The sequence below is a fragment of the Haematobacter sp. genome (genome assembly GCF_032102465.1).
In the GTDB taxonomy this organism is placed as follows: Bacteria; Pseudomonadota; Alphaproteobacteria; order Rhodobacterales; family Rhodobacteraceae; genus Haematobacter.
The window spans coordinates 38,952-52,973 of sequence record NZ_DAMDHB010000008.1; the positions used below are offsets into that span (position 1 = coordinate 38,952).

The 14,022-nt window shown below is 65.2% G+C and carries 15 protein-coding genes; 6 read left to right on the top strand and 9 right to left on the bottom strand.

What is annotated here, in order from left to right; translation table 11 throughout:
• Nucleotides 1-3 precede the first annotated feature (3 nt).
• The 6 genes from ligD (at nucleotide 4) to RT513_RS07535 (ending at nucleotide 7,501) form a co-directional block, all read left to right on the top strand.
• Nucleotides 4-2,547 (top strand): DNA ligase D, encoded by a 2,544-nt coding sequence (ligD, locus tag RT513_RS07510; protein WP_290691049.1) that lies wholly within the window; start codon nucleotides 4-6, stop codon nucleotides 2,545-2,547.
• 129 nt (nucleotides 2,548-2,676) lie between these two features.
• A complete protein-coding gene (locus RT513_RS07515) occupies nucleotides 2,677-3,477 on the top strand; it encodes a division plane positioning ATPase MipZ (protein ID WP_088214875.1) in 801 nt (266 codons plus the stop codon).
• A gap of 164 nt (nucleotides 3,478-3,641) precedes the next feature.
• Nucleotides 3,642-4,742 carry an ABC transporter substrate-binding protein gene (locus tag RT513_RS07520; RefSeq protein ID WP_290691045.1) on the top strand — a complete coding sequence of 367 codons (1,101 nt, stop codon included), beginning with the start codon at nucleotides 3,642-3,644 and terminating at the stop codon, nucleotides 4,740-4,742.
• A gap of 44 nt (nucleotides 4,743-4,786) precedes the next feature.
• Nucleotides 4,787-5,674: an ABC transporter permease gene (locus RT513_RS07525; protein WP_088214877.1), complete on the top strand. Its 888-nt coding sequence runs from the start codon at nucleotides 4,787-4,789 to the stop codon at nucleotides 5,672-5,674.
• Complete coding sequence (locus RT513_RS07530) at nucleotides 5,671-6,453, top strand: ABC transporter permease (protein ID WP_088214878.1); 783 nt, start codon at nucleotides 5,671-5,673, stop codon at nucleotides 6,451-6,453. The genes RT513_RS07525 and RT513_RS07530 overlap by 4 nt, the downstream gene beginning before the upstream one ends.
• Before the next feature lies 1 nt (nucleotide 6,454).
• Nucleotides 6,455-7,501, top strand: a complete 1,047-nt coding sequence (locus tag RT513_RS07535) for an ABC transporter ATP-binding protein (protein WP_290691042.1) — start codon at nucleotides 6,455-6,457, stop codon at nucleotides 7,499-7,501.
• Nucleotides 7,502-7,660: 159 nt separating this feature from the next.
• Here RT513_RS07535 and RT513_RS07540 read toward each other — a convergent pair whose 3' ends face one another.
• From RT513_RS07540 to ffh, 9 genes are all read right to left on the bottom strand, one after another.
• Nucleotides 7,661-8,815 (bottom strand): sensor histidine kinase, encoded by a 1,155-nt coding sequence (locus RT513_RS07540; protein ID WP_290691039.1) that lies wholly within the window; start codon nucleotides 8,813-8,815, stop codon nucleotides 7,661-7,663.
• A gap of 144 nt (nucleotides 8,816-8,959) precedes the next feature.
• Nucleotides 8,960-9,181 (bottom strand): 50S ribosomal protein L31, encoded by a 222-nt coding sequence (gene rpmE, locus RT513_RS07545; protein ID WP_035712819.1) that lies wholly within the window; start codon nucleotides 9,179-9,181, stop codon nucleotides 8,960-8,962.
• Nucleotides 9,182-9,192: 11 nt separating this feature from the next.
• Nucleotides 9,193-9,561 (bottom strand): 50S ribosomal protein L19, encoded by a 369-nt coding sequence (gene rplS / locus RT513_RS07550; protein ID WP_088214881.1) that lies wholly within the window; start codon nucleotides 9,559-9,561, stop codon nucleotides 9,193-9,195.
• The gene (gene trmD / locus RT513_RS07555; RefSeq protein ID WP_290691033.1) at nucleotides 9,558-10,463 is read right to left on the bottom strand and encodes a tRNA (guanosine(37)-N1)-methyltransferase TrmD; all 906 of its coding nucleotides are present in this window, start codon (nucleotides 10,461-10,463) and stop codon (nucleotides 9,558-9,560) included. Before trmD ends, rplS begins: the two co-directional genes overlap by 4 nt.
• Nucleotides 10,460-10,954, bottom strand: a complete 495-nt coding sequence (gene rimM / locus RT513_RS07560; protein WP_290691030.1) for a ribosome maturation factor RimM — start codon at nucleotides 10,952-10,954, stop codon at nucleotides 10,460-10,462. Before rimM ends, trmD begins: the two co-directional genes overlap by 4 nt.
• 99 nt (nucleotides 10,955-11,053) lie before the next feature.
• The gene (rpsP, locus tag RT513_RS07565; RefSeq protein ID WP_088214884.1) at nucleotides 11,054-11,404 is read right to left on the bottom strand and encodes a 30S ribosomal protein S16; all 351 of its coding nucleotides are present in this window, start codon (nucleotides 11,402-11,404) and stop codon (nucleotides 11,054-11,056) included.
• Nucleotides 11,405-11,476: 72 nt separating this feature from the next.
• Nucleotides 11,477-11,779 carry a chorismate mutase gene (locus RT513_RS07570; protein WP_035712810.1) on the bottom strand — a complete coding sequence of 101 codons (303 nt, stop codon included), beginning with the start codon at nucleotides 11,777-11,779 and terminating at the stop codon, nucleotides 11,477-11,479.
• Nucleotides 11,776-12,327 carry a GNAT family N-acetyltransferase gene (locus tag RT513_RS07575; protein ID WP_290691027.1) on the bottom strand — a complete coding sequence of 184 codons (552 nt, stop codon included), beginning with the start codon at nucleotides 12,325-12,327 and terminating at the stop codon, nucleotides 11,776-11,778. The genes RT513_RS07570 and RT513_RS07575 overlap by 4 nt, the downstream gene beginning before the upstream one ends.
• Complete coding sequence (gene ffh / locus RT513_RS07580) at nucleotides 12,324-13,808, bottom strand: signal recognition particle protein (RefSeq protein WP_088214886.1); 1,485 nt, start codon at nucleotides 13,806-13,808, stop codon at nucleotides 12,324-12,326. The genes RT513_RS07575 and ffh overlap by 4 nt, the downstream gene beginning before the upstream one ends.
• Between the last annotated feature and the right edge of the window lie 214 nt (nucleotides 13,809-14,022).

The window sequence follows — 14,022 nt, forward strand, 5'->3', positions numbered from 1 at the left end:
CCCATGGCGCTGGAGACCTACAACGCCAAACGGGATTTCACCCGCACCGCCGAACCGCAGGGGAAGACCGCAGCGGGCGAGGGCGGGCTTTACGTCATCCAGAAACACGATGCGCGGCGGCTGCATTACGACCTGCGGCTGGAGCTGGACGGCGTGCTGAAAAGCTGGGCCGTGACGCGCGGGCCGAGCCTCGATCCTGCGGAGAAGCGGTTGGCTGTCGAGGTGGAGGACCATCCGCTCGATTACGCGACGTTCGAAGGTACGATCCCGAAAGGGCAATACGGCGGTGGCAGCGTCATCGTCTGGGACAAGGGGCGCTGGCGGCCGGATTTCGACCCGCACGCCGGTTTGAAGAAGGGCCATCTGGAGTTCGAGCTGGAGGGCGAGAAGCTGCATGGCCGCTGGCATCTGATCCGCATGAAACCGCGCCGGGGGGAGAAGCGGATCAACTGGCTGCTCATCAAGGCGGAGGATGGCGACGCGCGGGAGGCGGGCGACATCCTGAAAGAGGCGCCACGTTCCGTCGCGAGCGGTCGGACGGTGGAGGAGGTGGGCAAGGGTCTCGGCAGCGCCGCGAAGGCTTCCAAGGGGACAGTTCAGGAGCGCACCAAGGTTGGCAAAACCGCGCCGCTCGTGTCCCGCGCGGCGCAGACGCGACAGAGAAAGCCGGAAAGCACGACCGATCGTCCGGGGCTCACCGAACGTAAGGGCGGGGGCAGCCGGGCCGGAAAGAAGCCGGGCCGGAAGGAAAAGTTGCCGGATTTCATCGAGCCGATGCTCGCCACGCTTGTGGCGCATCCCCCCGCGGGCGGCGACTGGCTGCACGAGATCAAGTTCGACGGCTACCGCCTGCTGGCCCGTCTGGAGAAGGGCAAGGTGCGCCTTCTGACTCGGAGTGGGCTGGACTGGACGGAGCGGTTCTCGGGGCCGCTGACCGGGGCGTTGGAGGGGCTGGCCGCGACCGCTGCGATGATCGACGGGGAACTGGTGGTGGAGAAGGCCTCTGGCGCCTCCGATTTCGGTGCGTTGCAGGCCGATCTGTCCGGCGGGCGCGCGGACAGGTTCGTCTATTACGCCTTCGATCTTCTGCATCTGGATGGGTATGGTCTGCGCGCCCTGCCGCTGGTGGACAGGAAGGCGGCGCTGGAGCGGCTGGTCCCCCGGGAAGGCCCGGTTCGGTTCAGCGCGCATTTCGACAACGACGGTGCCGATGTGCTCGAGCATGCCTGCGGGCTGAGGCTGGAGGGCATCGTCTCCAAGCGCGCGGCCTCGCCCTATGTGTCCGGGCGGGGGCGGGACTGGGTGAAGGCCAAATGCGCCTCCCGGCAGGAGTTCGTGATCGGCGGGTTCACGCAATCCTCCGCCACGCCGCAGGCCATCGGGTCGCTGGCACTGGGCGTGCAGGAGGCGGGGGCGCTGCGCCATGTCGGGCGGGTCGGGACAGGGTTCACGGCGGAGGTGGCGCATGATCTGTGGGTGCGTCTGACGGCTTTGGAAACGGACGACAGCCCGTTCAGCGCGCGGCTGGATGCCACCGCGCGGCGCGGGCTTCACTACGTCCGTCCCGAGCTGGTCGCGGAAGTCGAGTTCCGGGCATGGACATCTGACGGGCGCCTGCGCCACGCGGCCTTTCGCGGGTTGCGCGAAGACAAACCTGTAGGCGACATCGTGCGGGAGGAGGAAGCCGTGGAGCGTCCGGCAAGCGTGGAACTCACCCATCCCGACCGCGTGTACTGGCCGGCGGAGGGTGTGACGAAGGCGGATCTGGCCGACTACTACACGCGGGTCTGGCCGCGGATCGCCCCCTTCGTTACCGGCCGCGCGCTGGCGCTGCTGCGGTGCCCGGAGGGCATAGAGGGGCCGAGTTTCTTTCAGAAACACGCATGGCGCGGCATCCCGGAGCAGGTCCATCAGGTCAAGGATCCGAAGAACCCGGAGGAACCCTTTGTCGCGATTGACGATCTCGATGGGCTGATCGCGCTCGTCCAGTCTGCCGTGCTCGAGATCCACCCCTGGGGCTCCACCCTGCAGAGCTGGGAAAAGCCCGACATGATCGTGATGGACCTCGACCCGGGCGAGGGCGTCGCCTGGCCGGATATCGTCAGCGCGGCGGGCAAGGTGCGGGAGCGGCTGGAAGAGGCGGGGCTTGCAGCCTTCGTCAAGACCTCGGGTGGCAAGGGGCTGCACGTGGTCGCGCCGCTCACCCCGAAGGCGACGTGGCCCAGCGTGAAGTCCTTCACCAAATCGCTCGCGGAAGCGATGGCCGCGGACGAGCCGGAGCATTTCGTGGCGACGATCAGCAAGGCCCGGCGCAAGGGCCGGATCCTGATCGATTACCTGCGCAATCAGCGCGGGATGACGGCGGTGGCCCCCTATTCCACCCGGGCGCGCCCCGGCGCTGCGGTTTCAATGCCGGTCCCTTGGGAGGCGCTGCCCGGGATCGGCCCGCAGGATTTCACCGTCCTGAACATCGCGGATCAGCTCGCCAGCGACCCGTGGGAGACGTTCCGGGCCTCCGCGAAACCACTTCCGACACGGCGGAAATAGGGCCGGGCCGCGGGAAATGATGCAGCGCGGCCACGGTCTTGAGAGAGTGGCTCACCCGCTTTCCATAACGAAACCGCCCTCCTATAGTCGCTTCGCGCCGGGGTGAGCGCGACAGGACGGGAAGCGGGCGTGGCGCATTTCATCATTGTCGGGAACGAAAAAGGCGGATCCGGCAAGTCCACGACCTGTATGCATGTCGCCACCGCGCTGACCCGGATGGGCCATCGCGTAGGCGCGCTCGACCTCGACCTCCGGCAGCGGAGCTTTGGACGGTATGTCGAAAATCGCACGGCTTTCGTGCGGCGTTCGGGCATTGATCTGCCGACACCGACCTACCGGATGCTCCCTTCTGGCCAACCGCCCGAGGGGCAGGACCATGCCGATTGGGCCATCTCCAGCGCTTTGTCGGAGCTTGAGCCGATATCGGATTTCATCCTCATCGACTGCCCCGGCTCCCATACGCGGCTGAGCCAGCTCGCCCATTCCATGGCAGACACGCTCATCACGCCGCTCAATGACAGTTTCGTCGATTTCGACCTGCTGGCGCGGACCGATCCCGATACGGGAAAGGTCACCGGGCCGTCGATCTATGCGGAAATGGTCTGGGCCGCGCGGCAGGCGCGTTCCGCCGCCAGGCTGCGGCCAATAGACTGGCTTGTGGTGCGCAACCGGCTGGGCGCCCAGCAGATGCACAACAAGAAGAAGGTGGGCGAGGCGCTGGACCAGCTTTCGCGCCGTATCGGCTTTCGCGTGGCACCCGGCTTTTCCGAACGTGTGGTCTTCCGCGAACTCTTCCCGCGCGGGTTGACCCTTCTGGACCTGAAGGACGTGGGGGTTGAGAGCCTCAACATGTCCAACATCGCCGCGCGGCAGGAGCTGCGCGATCTGATGAAGGAACTGAACCTTCCGGGCGTGACGGTCGACTTCTGAAATGCCGCGTTATCAGGCATTTCCGCTGAACTTTTCCTGTCATTGCACTGTCACTCAACCTGCTTATTGCGTTGCGCGGCCTTTGCGGCTTACCTGAACCCGCACCGGGATCCGGGGCCAAGAAGGGATTGGCGCGGAGATGCGCCCCGATAGGGAGTTTATTCATGTTCCGACACGCTCTGATCGCCGCCACGGCGGTTGCTGCGATTCTTGGCCCCGTTGCGGCTTCGGCACAGTCGCTCGACGCGCTCATCGAGGGGGCGAAGAAGGAGGGCATGCTGACCACCATCGCCCTGCCGCATGACTGGTGCGGCTATGGGGAGGTGATCGCCGGGTTCAAGGCCAAGTATCCCTTCCTGACGATCAACGAGCTGAACCCGGACGCGGGTTCCGCCGATGAGCTCGAGGGCATCCGCGCCAACAAGGAAAACAAGGGCCCGCAGGCCCCCGACGTGATCGACGTGGGCTTTTCCTTCGGTCCGCAGGCGAAGGAAGAGGGGCTGATCATGCCCTACAAGGTCTCCACCTGGGACACGATCCCGGAGGCCGCGAAGGATGCGGACGGCTACTGGTACGGCGACTATTACGGCGTGCTTTCCTTCATGGTGAACAAGGATCTGATCGACGAGGTGCCGAAGGACTGGTCGGACCTGCTCAAGCCCGCATACGCCAATTCCGTGGCGCTGGCAGGGGATCCGCGCGCGTCCAACCAGGCGATTCTGGCGGTGCTCGCGGCCGGCATGGCCAAGGGCGCCGAAGCCGGAGAGGCGGCGGGCAAGGCCGGGCTCGACTACTTCGCCGAGATGAACAAGGCCGGCAATTTCGTACCGGTGATTGGCAAGGCGGGAACGCTGGCCCAGGGGGCGACGCCCATCGTCATCTACTGGGATTACAACGCGCTCTCCGCCCGCGACACGCTGAACGGAAACCCCCCGGTGGAGGTGGTCGTGCCCGCTTCCGGCGTTCTGGCGGGCGTCTATGTGCAGGCGATCTCAGCCTATGCGCCGCATCCGAACGCGGCGAAGCTGTGGATGGAATATCTCTATTCCGACGAGGGTCAGCTCGGCTGGCTCAAGGGCTACTGCCACCCGATCCGGTTCAACGATCTCGCTTCCCGTGGCGTCATCCCGCAGGAGATGATGGATGCGCTCCCGCCCGCATCGGCCTATGAAAAGGCGGTGTTCCCGTCGCTGGAGGAGCAGGAGGCGAACAAGGCGGCCGTTACCGCCGGCTGGGACAGCGTCGTCGGCGCGAACGTCCAGTAACAGGGCAGGCGGGACCGGCCTGTCCGGTCCCGCTCCGCAGACCCATGGCCTCCGCTCCCGACAGCCCCGCTCTGCCCGCAGAACGCGCGCGTCCCGCCCTTCTCTGGGTCGGTGTCGTGCCGTTCTTCCTGTTCGCCCTGCTGTTTCTGCTGCTGCCGACACTGAACATCGTGCTCGGGGCGTTTCGCGACAGTAACGGCGCCTTCACGCTCGACAACCTGAAGAACCTCTCGCAGCCGTCGATCGTCGCCTCCTACTGGATTTCCATTCGCGTGAGCCTTGCCTCCGCGTTGCTGGGCTGTTTGATCGGCTTCGGCATCGCCGCGGCGTTGACGATGGGGAACCTGCCCGGCTGGCTTCGCGGGCCGGTCCTGACATTCTCCGGCGTTGCCTCCAACTTCGCGGGTGTGCCGCTGGCTTTTGCCTTTCTGGCGACGCTGGGGCGGCTGGGGCTGGTCACCGTGTTCCTGCGGGAATGGTTCGGCGTGAACCTCTATGCGCTCGGCTTCAACCTGCTGAGCTTCTGGGGCCTGACACTCACTTACCTGTTCTTTCAGATCCCGCTGATGATCCTCATCATCACGCCCGCGCTCGACGGGCTGAAGAAGGAATGGCGGGAGGCGGCCTCCATCCTCGGCGCGACGGGCTGGCAATACTGGCGCATCGTGGCACTGCCGATCCTGTGGCCCTCGCTGCTCGGCACGTTTGCGCTGCTGTTCGCCAATGCGTTCGGCGCGGTGGCCACGGCCTATGCGCTGACGGGCTCCTCGCTCTCCATCGTGCCGATCCTGCTGTTCGCGCAGATCAGGGGGGATGTGCTTCAGGATCCGCATCTGGGATATGCTCTGGCCTTCGGGATGATCGTGATCACCGGCATCGCCAATCTCATCTACATGGTGCTGCGTGTGCGGGCCGAGAGGTGGCAGAAATGACGCGGCTGTGGTCCTGGCTCGCGCTCATCGTCGGGCTGCTCTATTTCTTCGTGCCGCTGATCGCGACCGTCGAGTTCTCGCTCAGGATGGAACGGGGGCGCTATTCGCTCCGGGCCTACGAAGTCGTGCTCTCCGACCCGCGTTTTCAGCAGACGTTCCTCTACTCCACGGTAATGGCGTTCTGCACCATTCTGATGGGGGTGCTGATCGTCGTGCCCACTGCCTATTGGGTGCGGCTGAAGCTGCCGCGGCTGCGCCCGGTGGTGGAATTCGTGACGCTTCTGCCGCTGGTCATTCCGCCCATCGTCGTCGTGTTCGGCTATATCCGGCTTTACAATACCTCGTCGCTCCTGCCGCTGACGGGATCGCTGACGGGGACGAATTTCCTGCTGCTCATGGGCTATACGGTCCTGGCACTCCCCTATATGTATCGCGCGGTGGATACCGGCCTGCGGTCCATCGACGTTGCCACTCTGACGGAGGCTGCCCAGTCGCTCGGCGCGGGCTGGGTCACGATCCTGTGGCGGGTCATCCTTCCCAATGTGCTGGTGGCCGTGCTGTCCGGCGCGTTCCTGACCTTTGCCATCGTCATCGGCGAGTTCGTACTGGCGGCCCTGCTGAACCGCCCGGCCTTCGGGCCCTACATGCAGCTTCTGGGCGCCAACCGCGCCTATGAGCCCGCGGCGCTCGCCGTCATCGCCTTTGGCATCACCTGGGCGTGCATGGGGCTTATCCAGCTCGTCACCCGCCTTTCACGACATACCCGGATCAAACGCTGACATGGCCTTTCTTGACCTCGTCCATATCGAAAAAGCCTTCGGCGCGACCCGCGTGGTGAAGGATTTCAACCTGACCGTGGAGAAGGGGGAGTTCGTATCCTTCCTCGGCCCTTCCGGCTGCGGCAAGACCACGACGCTACGGATGATCGCGGGGTTCGAGACGCCGACATCCGGCTCCATCCGCATCGACGGGCGCGAGGTGACCGGGCTGAAACCCAATCAGCGCAACATCGGCATGGTGTTCCAGAGCTACGCGCTGTTTCCCAACCTCACCGTCGATCAGAACGTTGACTTCGGGATGCGTGTCGCCGGGGTGGACCGCGCGACCCGGCGGACGCGGGTGAAGGAGATGCTGGGGATCGTCGGCCTCGGCGATTTCGGGGCGCGTTATCCGTTTCAGCTGTCCGGCGGGCAGCAGCAGCGCGTGGCGCTGGCCCGTGCGCTGGCCGTGCAGCCGCAGGTGCTGCTGCTGGACGAGCCGCTCTCCGCGCTGGACGCAAAGATCCGCATCTCGCTGCGCGAGGAAATCCGCGCGATTCAGCGCAGGCTCGGCATCACCACGATCTACGTCACCCACGATCAGGAGGAGGCGCTCTCCATGTCCGACCGCGTGGTGGTCATGAATCAGGGCCGCGCGGAGCAGGTCGCGCAACCTTTCGAGATCTACAACCGGCCGGCGACCCGTTTCGTCGCCTCCTTCGTCGGGACGCTCAACACGTTCGAGGTGGAGGTGGAGGATCCGGCGACCGGCACCGTGCGGCTGGGAGAGGAGCAGGTCTCACTGGGCCGCACGCTTCCCGCGGGCCGGGTCACGCTGGCGCTCCGCCCGGAAATGCTGAAGCTCGGCGGGGGCGAGGGGCGCGTCACCCTCCCAGCCACGGTGCGGGAGGTGCATTTCCTCGGCTCCGTCATCCGCATGCGGGCCGATGTGGCGGGGACGCCGGTCGCCTTCGACACGTTCAATATGTCGGACGCACCGCCGCCGGAAATCGGCGCGGTGGTGCAGCTGGGCATCCGTCCGACGGACATTCTGGTGCTTGGCGACTAACAGGCTGCTGGAAAAGTCCTGAAGCGCCATGCCTATGCGCCGAAACTCGGAGAATCGGCCCGGAAACGCCCGGACGTATATAGATTTCCGGCTGGATTTCGCCAGATTGCGAAGGATTTCCGCTCAAACACAGGCCAAAAAGCCTCTTTCAGCAGCCTGCTAAAGCGGCAGCCGCACCGAGAAACTGGTCGTTCCGGCCCGGCTGTCCACGGCAATGTCGCTGCCATGCGCGCGGGCGATCTCGCGCGCGATGTGCAGGCCAAGCCCGAAACCCTCCCGGCTGGAATTCCGGTGGCGCCGGAAGAAGGGCTCGAAGATCTGCGCCATGAGGATGTCGGATATCGGGTCGCCGCCGTTCGTGACCGAAATCCTGTAGGCCTCGCTCTCCCGGCTCCCGATAAGACCGATGGGCGCTGCCATGTTGCCATGCAGAATGGCGTTGGCGAGAAGGTTTGACAGCAGCTGCCCCATGCGGCGGGCGTCGCAGGTGACCGTCGCCTCATCCACCGCGACATCGAAGCTGCGCTCGGGATGGGCGAGCCGCAACTCCTCCAACGTCTGCATCATAACGACATCGATCCGGACGGGCTGCGGGTCGAGGATCATCCCCTCGCCAAGGCGCGACCGGGTGAAGTCCGTCACATCGTCCAGCATTCGCGACATGCGGACGACGCTTCCCTCCATGAGAGCCATGAGATCCGCGGTCTTGTCCGCCGGAAGATTGCGCCGGAGCATCCGCATGCCCGCCGAAAGCGAGGCGAGCGGATTGCGGAGGTCATGGCCGAGAATGGCGATGAACTGCTCCCGGAATGCGTTGATTTCCTGTTGCTGGCGGAGGCTGTCTTCTGCTGTCGTGAGCTTGTCGCGCTCCGAGAGGTGAAAGGCGATGAGTTCGGTGAAAAGGGAGAAGGCGCCTTGAATGGCCGTGGTCCGCAGGGTGCGGGCCTGACGGTCCATGGCGCAGAGCGTTCCAAAGAACCGGCCATCGGGCAGGATGATCGGGTAGGAGATGTAGCTTTCCGCCCCGCAAAACTCCGGGCGGTGACGGGTCTCTCCCTGTTCCATCCGCTCCATGATGATGGGGCGGCGGACATCCTCTGCGTCGGAGGAGAGAGGGTCGAGGCGCAGTTCCATGCCGTCAGCAATGCCGAAATCCGCATCATCCCGCGCCCGGCAGACGATCCAGCGCTCGCCCGACACGTAGGTCACGGCGGCAAACCCCATGCCCGTCACCTGGCAGACGACATCGAGGATCAGCGGCAATGCGTCGATTCCCATGACGAATTGCGTGACGGTATCTGGACGGAATGGCAAGTGACGGACCTCCCCCGCCGATCAGGGCTCCGGATTTCAGGAGTACGAAAGGTCATCCAGGCGGGAAACGCAACCATCCGCAAATGGAAACGGCGCGCCCAGGGGGGACCGGGGCGCGCCGATAGTTCAGGCAGAGGGCTGGCCTCAGAAACCGAGACCGGCGTATTTGTTCTTGAATTTGGACACACGGCCGCCGGTGTCCATCAGCTTCGCGGAGCCACCGGTCCAGGCCGGGTGAGCGAGCGGGTCGATGTCCAGCGCCATCTGATCGCCTTCCTTGCCCCAGGTGGAACGGGTCTGGAAGACGGTACCATCGGTCATCTTGACGTCGATGAGGTGATATTCGGGGTGGATGCCCTTTTTCATCGCGACGATCCTCAGGCTTTGGGTTTGTAGTTGGTGACTTCCGCAATACGCGCGGATTTGCCGCGACGGTCACGGAGGTAGTAGAGTTTCGCCCGGCGGACACGGCCGCGGCGCACCACTTCGATCGACTCGATGTTGGTCGAGTAGAGCGGGAAGACGCGCTCGACACCTTCGCCGAAGGAAATCTTGCGGACGGTGAACGAGGCCGAGATGCCGCCGCCCTTGCGGGAGATGACGACGCCCTCGTAGTTCTGGACGCGCGAGCGCGTGCCTTCCGTCACCTTGAAGCCGACGCGCACGGTGTCGCCAGCCTTGAAATCCGGAATGGTCTTTCCGAGGCTCTCGATATGTTCGGCCTCGATCTGCGCGAGAAGATTCATCGCGTATCTCCTGGTTCCGCGGTTTTTCCGCGTTGGTGAGTGCCGCCCGAGAGCTCTCGGTCTTCCATCGGGTCCCCGCCCCCGGCTTCCGGCCTGTCAGCCGTCTGCGTGAGGTGAGCCCGCCAGAGATCGGGTCTGCGTTCCTTGGTCAGCCTTTCGGCCATGTCCCTGCGCCAGGCGGCGATCTTCGCGTGATTGCCCGACAGGAGAATGTCGGGTATCTCGCGGCCTTCCCAGACAGGGGGCTTCGTATACTGCGGATGTTCAAGAAGTCCATCCGAAAAGGATTCCTCTTCGGTGGACTGCTGATTCCCGAGCACGCGGGGTATAAGCCGGACCGTCGCGTCGATCAAGGCCTGAGCAGCGATCTCACCGCCCGTGAGGACGAAATCGCCGAGGCTGACCTCCTCCACCCCGTAATGTTCGAGCACACGCTCATCCACCCCTTCGAAACGGCCGCAGAGGAGGGTGATGCCGTCGGCCTCCGAAAACCGCCGCGCTGTGGCCTGATCAAAAGGGCGGCCGCGGGGCGAGAGATAGACGACGGGCCAACGCGCCCGGTCCCCCGGCGCGCCGATGGCGGCCTGATCCAGCGCTTTGGACACCACATCCGCCCGGAGCACCATACCCGCGCCGCCGCCTGCGGGCGTGTCGTCGACGTTGCGGTGACGACCCTCGCCGAAGGGGCGCAGATCGATGGTCTCCAGCGCCCAGAGACCCATGTCCAGCGCCTTTCCGGTGAGGGAAAGGCCCAGCGTGCCGGGAAAGGCATTGGGAAAGAGGGTGATGATCCGCGCCGTCCACGCGCCTTTCAGGCGGGGATTGTGGCTCATCAGCTCCCGCGGCTGTACGGAGGCGGAGATGGCGAGGCGGCCATGGGATTTCGGGGGAGCGTCGCTCATCCGGCATCCTCCGGCGGGTCCACGACGACCCGGCCTGCGGCAAGGTCCACCGTGGGGACGACAGCACGGGTGAAGGGCAGGAGCAGCAGACGCGGCCCCGCGACCTCGATGATGTCGCCCGCGCCGTGGTTGTAGATCGCGCGCACCCGGCCAAGCTCCGTGCCGCCGGTATCGACGACAGTGAGGCCGATCAGGTCGGTATGGTAAAACTCGTCATCCGGCAGAGAGGGGAGCCGGTCCCGGTCGGTGAACAGTTCCACCCCCTTCAACGCATCCGCCTCCTCCTTGGTGGAGATGCCGGAGAGGCGCGCGGCGAGGCCGTTCGGGATCGTGCGCGTGACCGTGACGGAGAAGCTTCGCTTTCCGTCTTCGGTCCAGAGGGGGGTATAAAGGGCGATGTCGGTCGGGTCGGAGGTATAGCTTTTCAGCCGCACCTCACCCCGGACGCCGAAGGCGCCGGCGATCGCACCCACGCAAATCCTGTCGCTCATGCGTTCATCCCGGCCTGCTAGGAATGCGGAGTGTGCGCCCTTGCGGGCACACACGAGAGATGATCCGGTTTTCCCCGACGGGAAAAACCGGCTGCCGAATTACTCGGCCGCGGCTTCGGCTTTCGCGGCACGCTCTTTCGCGCGCTCGGTGGCCTTCTTGCCGGGTTGAGCGGCTTTCGGGTTGTTGCGGACGGCCTTCTCGCGGTGGCCGGCAGCTTCGAGGAAGCGGGCGACGCGGTCGGTCGGCTGCGCGCCCTGACCCAGCCAGTAGGTGACGCGCTCCATGTCCATCTTCACGCGGTCTTCGGAGTCTTTCGGCAGCATCGGGTGATAGGTGCCGAGTTTCTCGATGAAGCGGCCGTCGCGCGGCATGCGGCTGTCGGAAGCGACAATCGCGTAATACGGACGTTTCTTGGAGCCCCCACGGGCGAGGCGGATCTTCATAGCCATGTCATGTCTCCTGTATCTGGCTGTTCGGCGGGTTGCCCCGCCATCCGGTGTCTGTGCCTTGTGCGCAGGGCGTCACTTGGCGGTTTGCAGCTTCTCGTGGTGACGGATCACTTCCGAGATGATGAAATTGAGGAAGGAGCGTGCGAACTCCGGGTCGAGATCGGCTTCGCCGGCGAGCCATTCGAGCCGCTCGATCTGCCGGGATTCCCGTACGGGGTCGGAGGGGGGCAGGGCGTGTTCCGCCTTCAGCCGCCCGACCGCCTGGGTATGCTTGAACCGCTCCGCCAGAGTATAGACCAGGATCGCGTCCAGCCGGTCGATGGAGTCGCGATGATTGCGGAGGAGTTCGGCCGCACGGGCCGTCGCGTCGGTCATTGCAGGCGCTCCGGTGCTGGGTGGCGATAGGCGATGCAGGGGTCTGCGTCGCGCAGGATGACGCTCGGATCGGGCCGCGCGCCCAGCCGTTCGGCAAGGCGGAGCGAGCGGGGATTTTCCGGGCTGATGTAGCTGACCGCCGTCGTCCAGCCGAGCGTGCGGTAGGCCCAGTCGCGCGTCGCCTCGACGGCTTCGCGGGCATAGCCCTTTCCCTCAAGCGCCGGGTCCCACAGCATCCAGCCGATCTCCGCTTCCGGCCAGCCCTCCGGGAACCACGGGCCTGCCATGCCGACGGCGGTATCCTCCGTCCCTTTCAGGGTGATCGCGAAGCTGCCGTAGCCGCGGAGCGTCCAGTGGCCGATGACCCGCGCCAGCACTTTCCAGGCATCCTCGGCATCGAGGGGGCCGCCGACGAAGCGGGAGCGGTCGCTGGCGAAGAAGGCGGAGAAATTCTCCACGTCCCGCGCGTCGAGGCCGCGCAGCACCAGCCGCTCCGTCCGCAGGACGGGTGGTATCGCCATGCCTCTGTGACGCGCGAAGAGCTTCATTTCTTCTTGCCGATCCCCGAAAGGCCGGCGGGCAGCGTCAGCCCCCTGGGCATGCCCGGCGCCGCGGGCATCTGGTTCTGGAGCGCTTTCAGTGCGGCCGGGTCCATGCCCTTCGCCAGCGCTTCCGGGTCGCCCTTGCCGAACATCTTCATGGCCTGCTTGAGCATGCCGCCTTTGCCCATCTTGCCCATTTTCTTCATCATGTCGGCAGTCTGGCGATGCATCTTGAGAAGTTTGTTGAGGTCGGACACATCCATTCCCGCCCCCGCCGCGATCCGCTTCTTGCGGCTGGCCTGCAACAGGTCGGGGTTGGCGCGTTCCCGCTTCGTCATGGACTGGATGAGCGCGATCTGACGGCGGATCATCCGGTCATCGACACCGGCTTCCTCCATCTGTTTTGACATCTTTCCCATGCCCGGCATCATGGACATCATGCCCTGCATGCCGCCCATCTTCAGCATCTGGTCAAGCTGCATGCGCAGGTCGTTCATGTTGAACTGACCCTTCTGGAAGCGCTTGAGCATCCGTTCGGCCTGTTCGGCCTCAAACGTTTCCTGCGCCTTTTCGACAAGCGCGACGATATCGCCCATGCCGAGGATGCGGCCCGCGACGCGATCCGCGTCGAAAGTCTCCAGCGCATCCATCTTCTCGCCAAGGCCGACGAAGCGGATGGGCTTGCCCGTGACTGCGCGCATGGAAAGCGCAGCGCCCCCGCGCCCGTCGCCGTCCATCCGGGTGAGCACGACGCCGGAAATGCCGACCTTGCCGTCGAACTCCGTCGCGACGTTCACCGCGTCCTGGCCGGTCAGGCCATCGACCACCAGCAGCGTTTCGCGGGGCTGGGCCACATCGCGGACGGCCTGGACCTCATCCATCAGCACTTCGTCGATGTGCAGCCGGCCGGCGGTGTCAAGGATATAGACATCGTAGCCGCCGAGCGAGGCCTGCGTCTTCGCCCGCTTCGCGATCTGGACAGCGTTCTCCCCCTTGACGATCGGGAGCGTGTCCACGCCGACCTGCTGGCCGAGGATCGCAAGCTGCTCCATCGCCGCGGGCCGGTTGGTGTCCAGCGAGGCGAGCAGGACGCGCTTGCCGTTCCTGTCCTTCAGCCGCTTGGCGATCTTGGCGGTGGTGGTGGTCTTGCCAGAGCCCTGCAGACCGACCATCAGGATCGGGGCGGGCGGGTTGTCGATCTTCAGCGAACCGGGATCGCCGTCACCCTTGAGCACATGGACAAGTTCGTCATGGACGATCTTGACGACCTGCTGCCCCGGCGTGACCGATTTCGTGACATGCTGCCCCGCGGCCTTCTGCTGGACGGCCTTGACGAAATCCCGCGCGACGGGAAGCGAAACGTCCGCCTCCAGCAGCGCGACGCGGACCTCGCGGAGCGCGGTCGCCACGTCCTCCTCGGTCAGCGCGCCCTGACGGGTGAGCCGCTCGAAGACGCCGCCAAGGCGTTCGGACAGGTTCTCGAACATGCGCGATCCTCCTCGGACCAGTTTTCCGGCCGTGACCGGGTATTCCAAAACGACAACGGCACCCGTGGGCGCAACGCGCTGACGGATGGCGATCCCCGGCCTTTGCAGGGGACCGGAAGACACAATGCTCCCGGAATTGCGCGACCGATACGCCTTGGAGGCGTCCCTGTCAACACAAAGCCGGCTCATCCGTGGATGGCCGGCTTTGCTCAGT